Genomic DNA, 5,206 nt, shown 5'->3' with positions numbered 1-5,206 from the left:
CAGGCGTTATGGCGCAGGGGCGTACAGGCAACGTGGCGATCGTTTTCTTGCTACTCGGGTCGTTCTTAGTCGCTAGCATATTGAAGTTTTCCTGCTTTGTTATGGTGCTGGATGCTTTCAAAGAAAATAGACATTTGTAGGCATTGTACGCAACACGTCCGATTGTCGTTATGAGATGGCCGTTTTCACTGAACCAATTGGCTTCTGCATTCATCTGACCCTTCCTTCACTAACGTTGGGTCGAGGCTTAGCAGCTAGAAAGCCGTAGTTTTCAAATCCTGTTATGGTGTTGGATGTTTACAATGAAAATAACCATTGTTGGTTCCAGTCCGCAGCACGCTCGATTGTCGTTTTGCAGTTGCTGTTTTCTCCATGAAGCACAGATTCAAAATGTTTAGTAAAGAGCCATTCTTTCTCAAGTAACTCAAAATTTTGTCATATAAATCATAAAGAAATGACACGAATCATGTATATGTTTAGGTTGTTGCTTATGATGTTCTGGTATCAAGCTGGAAACCCTGTAGCGGTAGCGTGCATGGATGTTGAGTCGGTAACTTGGAGCGCGCCATAACAAAGGTATCAAGGTGACGCGTTTGACTCGGCGGTTTTGGTTCGGAGTTCAGTGGGTTTGGTGAGTTGGTCGTAGCGCACCTTATCCCAGGCGTTATATTGCAAGAATAGTTAAGTGAGTATCATGGAAGAACAAGCTAAAATTTATCTAAATCAATACCTTGAATCATTAAGTGATTCTGAACGTGAGAGGTATCAATCATATAGTGCTGACTACTTTTGTGCGGATGAACTTAATGCCAATTTGTGTGCTGAATTAATTCGTATTGGTCAAAAAACAGCGACCTGTAGCCTTAAATATTGGTACGAATCAGATGATGAACCAATGCCTACAATTGGCCACTTACAGGTTGTTACTGATTGGAATGGTAAGCCAATTTGTATTGTTGAAATTGACTCAGTTGAAGAGTGTAAGTATTCCGATGTTTCAGCGGAGTTTGCGTATCTGGAAGGTGAAGGCGATCGTTCACTTGAATGGTGGCGAAAAGCTCACTGGGATTTCTTTGCTCAAGAATGTGTAGAACTTAATATCGAACCAAGTGAAGATATGATGCTTGTTTTAGAGCAATTTCATGTGGTTCATCAATCAGCAATATAACAAGGCAATCAAGGTGACCCGTTACACTCGGCGGTTTTGGTATGGAGTTCGGTGCGCTTTGCTGGTTCAGTGTGGGGCACCTTATTGCAGGCGTTATGGCGTTGGTGAGTACAAGGAACGTGGTGATCATTTTATTGCTCGCCGGGTCGTTCTTAGTCGCTAGATAACCGAAGTTTTCCAGCCCTGTTATGGTTCTGGATGTCCTCAATGAAAATAGACATTGTAGGCTCTGTACGCAATACGCCCGATTGTCGTTTTGAGGTGGCTGTTTCTACCAAACCAATAGTATCTGCACTTGTTTTTGCCCTTCTTTCACTTACATTGGGTCGAGGCTTAGCAGCTAGCAAGCAGTAGTTTTCCAATCCTGTTATGGCGCTGGATGTTTGCAATGAAAATAGGCATCGTTGGTTCCAGTCCGCAGCACGCTCGATTGTCGTTTAGTACTCACTACCTTTCTTCCTTAATCACCGATTCACACTGATAGAAGAGAGTAGTCCGTTCTTCTCCGAATAAATCCTGCTCAAATCCCCATCAAAAGGCTTAGGTTTTAGTTATAGCTAACTGAAATTAATCACAAAAACTGCGATCCCTCAACTTCCTGTTTACTCAGTGATGTATGATGCCTGAATCATATGGCAGGCAAATGATCCTGTTCGGCGGTAGCGTGCATGGAAGTTTAGTCGGTTACTTTGATCTCGCCATAACAAAGGTATCAAGGTGACGCGTTTGACTCGGCGGTTTTGGTTCGGAGTACAGTGGGTTTGGCGAGTTAACCGTGGCGCACCTTATCCCAGGCGTTAAATGCTATTTGTAGTGTCCAATTAAAATTAGGGGCAGAGGTTATGAAAATTGAGCAAGATCTACAGTCGAAATCTGTCCCGCAAATTAAGAGAGCAGTTTCTAAAATAACTAAAGAAAGACTTGAAAGTTATGAGGAAGCTCTATTATCTGCGTTGGAATTTTTGATTTCTAAGCCGAAATCATGGCGAGTATTATCACTTGTCATTAGAGCTATCGGTATTACAGGCACTACAAGTTCTGTACCTTACCTCAAAGAGTTAGTAAAACAAGATTTTGAGGCTACTGTACTTTATCGAGATCTAGGCTTTTCTATATGCTTGTTGGCAGACGTTGCAAACAATAGAGTTAACTTTCTAATCAGTTTGCTCGATAGCTCAAATGAGCTTCTTCTCTCTGGTGCGTGTTCAGCAATTTTATACTCAGGATTTATCCCGTGTGAACAGGATATCAAAATGGTTCTTGATGGGGTCGTTAAATATGATCAGTGTGAAGGTCAAGTAATTACGTCAAGATGTTACATTGCAGCAGCCTGTTATTCTTGGCCTCAATTACATACTAAAGAGTTTCTTAAAAGTTGTACAAAATCATCTTGGGCGGGTTTAGTCGATATTGCCAACGATTCACTTTCAGGTAAAAAAACAAAATATGTACTTGTATAGTAAAGCATTTAACAAAGCAATTAAGGTGATGCGTTACACTAGGCGGTTTTGGTATGGAGTTTGGTGCGCTTTGCAGGTTCAGTGGGGCACACCTTATTGCAGGCGTTATGGCGTAAGTGAGTACAGGCAACGTGGCTGCCGTATTACTTGCCGGTGGGTCGTTCTTAGTCGCTAGTATATTGTAGTTTTCCAGCTCTGTTATGGTGCTGGATGTTTTCAAAGAAAATCGGCATTTGTAGGCACTGTACGCAACACGCCCGCTTGTCGTCCTGAGGTGGCTTCTTTCCACTTGTCCAATTGGCTCTTGCACTTGTGTTGATTCCCTTCATTTACATCGGGTCGAGGCTTAGCAGCTAGCAAGCAGTAGTTTTCCAATCCTGTTATGGTGTTGGGTGTTTGCAATGAAAATAGGCACCATTGGTTCCAGTCCGCAGCACACTCGATTGTCGTTTTACAGTCGCTGTTTTCTCCATGAAGCACAGGTTCAAAATGTTTAGTAAAGAGCCATCCTTTCTCAAGTAACTCCTAATTTTGTTATATAAATCATAAAGAAATGACACGAATCATGTATATGTTTAGGTTGTTGATTATGATGTTCATCTCTAAAGCAGGAAACCCTGTAGCGGTAGCGTGCATGGAAGTTGAGTAGGTTACTTTGATCTCGCCATAACAAAGGTATCAAGGTGACGCATTACACTCGGCATTTTTGGTATGGAGTTCAGTGGGCTTGGTTGGTTCGTCGTGGCGCACCTTATCCCAGACGTTATGCGTGTTTTATGTTTTTAAAACAGATACTTTCGCGTCGGGTGTTAGTTTCGCGTTGAATGAGCCTCTGTTTCTTCAACCAATTGGTATGGTGAAACGGCAACTCAGTCTTGTCGTAATCAATCCTTGAACATACCAGGCATAATTGATGATAAATTTGTGGGTTGCCTAAGTGAGTTTTGAGCCTGAATCGTACCAGTTCCTTTGCTGCCAACACGCGGTAAATAGCTCGTTTCATTGAATTTGAAATTCGCTTTTAACATCATCGATAATTTAGTTCGAGATGTGTGTTCTTGTTCAGAAGTTATAAAATTCAAGGCAACTCTAGCCTCTGGTTTTCGAGGTTTGAGAGCGAGACTAGTGATTGCTTTGAGGGCATTTGTTGCTTCAAGTTGTGAGCTTGCTGTTTGTCCTCATTTCTTTGCCAAGCAAGCTAAGTGTTTGTAAATGCACGCATAACAATACAATCAAGGTGATGCCTTACACTCGGCATTTTTGGTATGAAGTTCGGTGCGCTTGGTTGGTTCAGCGTGGCACACCTTATTGTGGGCGTTACGCCTTGGTATCTCTTCGCATTTCAAATTGCAGTTTGTAACTAGTTCTTAGAAAACTGGAAGTTACTTCCGGTTTATTGTGTCACCAAATCTGATTTTATATATAAATACTTCCTCCGGATTTATATTGCTTACGTAAATTAGTTTATACCGGGCGATAAAGAAGGGGGTAATAGAATGTCGAAATTTGGGATGATATGGGAAGCTCACCCATCAGTTGAAAATTTCTTTGATGATTTTCCTTGTACTAACGAATCTGGTGAAAAAGCATTTGAAAATCAATGTGCAATTAGGCTTGGAGTCGCACTCGAAGGGGCAGGGATTAGTACGAAAGGTTTTCGAGGTGTCAGATGTTGGCATGGTCATAAACCTGGACATATTCTGAGAGCTGAAGAGTTAGCAAATTGGTTAAAAGGCCCATCGTCACCATTTAAGCAAGTCATAGAGTTTGAAGCCAGTGAGGGTTTTTCTATGATAAAGGGGAAAAAAGGAATAATTTTCTTTAAAGATTATTATGGACCTAATAATCAAGGTGATCATATCGACTTATGGAATGGCAGCAGATTAACTAGGTATAGTTCATGGATTGAATTTGCAATGAGAGGTGGGAGGCATTATTCCAAGTCAACTGTTTGGTTTTGGCCTGTTTCCTGAGGATAAATTCGTATGCACAAAGTAAGGTCCACTTTACTATTGGTATTGCTATCATCTACTTTGTTTGGATGCCTGCCTGAGCATGAATCACCGACGTCTGAAATGCTCATTAATGACTTACCATCAAATGGTGTTCTTATTGAAGTATCAGATGATGGTGATCTTACAAATATAAAAGAAGTAGATTTGTCTCTAGAAACTAGTCATAAGGAAAAATTCAATATTTCTTTACAATGGTTAGCAACAGAGTCTGAAGTCTCATTTTATAAACTAGATGGTAAATCAGCTCATGAAATTGTTCAGATTGCTAATTGCCTTAAAACTCCAGGAAAAAATGAATCTGACTGTATTTGATCGGCAGGCGTAACAAGGCAATCAAGGGTGACGTGTTACACTCGGCAGTTTTGGTATGGAGTACAGTGCGCTTGGTGAGTTTATCGTGGCGCACCTTATTGCTGGCGTTATGCACCTAGAGCCAAGATTTTCAATGGTAGATAGTTCATCGCTTATTTCCACGATTTCTCTGGCCATTTGTTTGCCGAAAGGCTGCCTGTAAGTCCGAAGATAAGCAGGTTGTTGTTATATTTGCTGCCTTGAAGTCTGGC

The 5,206-nt window shown here is 41.4% G+C and carries 5 protein-coding genes; 4 read left to right on the top strand and 1 reads right to left on the bottom strand.

Annotation, left to right across the window (positions count from 1 at the left end; genetic code table 11):
- Positions 1-214, bottom strand: a 214-nt coding sequence (locus EDI28_RS27410; RefSeq protein WP_233353511.1) for a hypothetical protein, incomplete at its 3' end; no start/stop codon positions are given.
- Positions 215-694: 480 nt separating this feature from the next.
- On the opposite strand from EDI28_RS27410, the gene EDI28_RS25360 reads away from it, so the two are divergent.
- The 4 genes from EDI28_RS25360 to EDI28_RS25340 all read left to right on the top strand — a co-directional run bounded on the left by EDI28_RS25360 (position 695) and on the right by EDI28_RS25340 (position 4,955).
- Positions 695-1,168: an ASCH domain-containing protein gene (locus EDI28_RS25360; RefSeq protein ID WP_128786635.1), complete on the top strand. Its 474-nt coding sequence runs from the start codon at positions 695-697 to the stop codon at positions 1,166-1,168.
- 842 nt (positions 1,169-2,010) lie between these two features.
- Positions 2,011-2,628, top strand: a complete 618-nt coding sequence (locus tag EDI28_RS25350; protein ID WP_128786633.1) for a hypothetical protein — start codon at positions 2,011-2,013, stop codon at positions 2,626-2,628.
- Between the two features lie 1,496 nt (positions 2,629-4,124).
- Positions 4,125-4,601 (top strand): type VI secretion system amidase effector protein Tae4, encoded by a 477-nt coding sequence (locus tag EDI28_RS25345; protein WP_128786632.1) that lies wholly within the window; start codon positions 4,125-4,127, stop codon positions 4,599-4,601.
- A 12-nt stretch (positions 4,602-4,613) separates the two neighbouring features.
- Positions 4,614-4,955, top strand: coding sequence for a hypothetical protein (locus EDI28_RS25340; RefSeq protein WP_128786631.1), 342 nt, complete (start codon positions 4,614-4,616; stop codon positions 4,953-4,955).
- Positions 4,956-5,206 lie beyond the last annotated feature (251 nt).

It is taken from the genome of Photobacterium chitinilyticum, assembly GCF_004104355.1.
GTDB classification, from domain to species: Bacteria; Pseudomonadota; Gammaproteobacteria; order Enterobacterales; family Vibrionaceae; genus Photobacterium; species Photobacterium chitinilyticum.
Note: the sequence above shows the minus strand (reverse complement) of the source record. Positions and strands in the feature narration are given on the sequence as shown.

Bases quoted from the DNA above. Each gene is read 5' to 3' on its own strand.
- EDI28_RS25360 (WP_128786635.1), top strand. From the start codon at position 695: ATGGAAGAACAAGCTAAAATTTATCTAAATCAATACCTTGAATCATTA.
- EDI28_RS25350 (WP_128786633.1), top strand. From the start codon at position 2,011: ATGAAAATTGAGCAAGATCTACAGTCGAAATCTGTCCCGCAAATTAAG.
- EDI28_RS25345 (WP_128786632.1), top strand. From the start codon at position 4,125: ATGTCGAAATTTGGGATGATATGGGAAGCTCACCCATCAGTTGAAAAT.
- EDI28_RS25340 (WP_128786631.1), top strand. From the start codon at position 4,614: ATGCACAAAGTAAGGTCCACTTTACTATTGGTATTGCTATCATCTACT.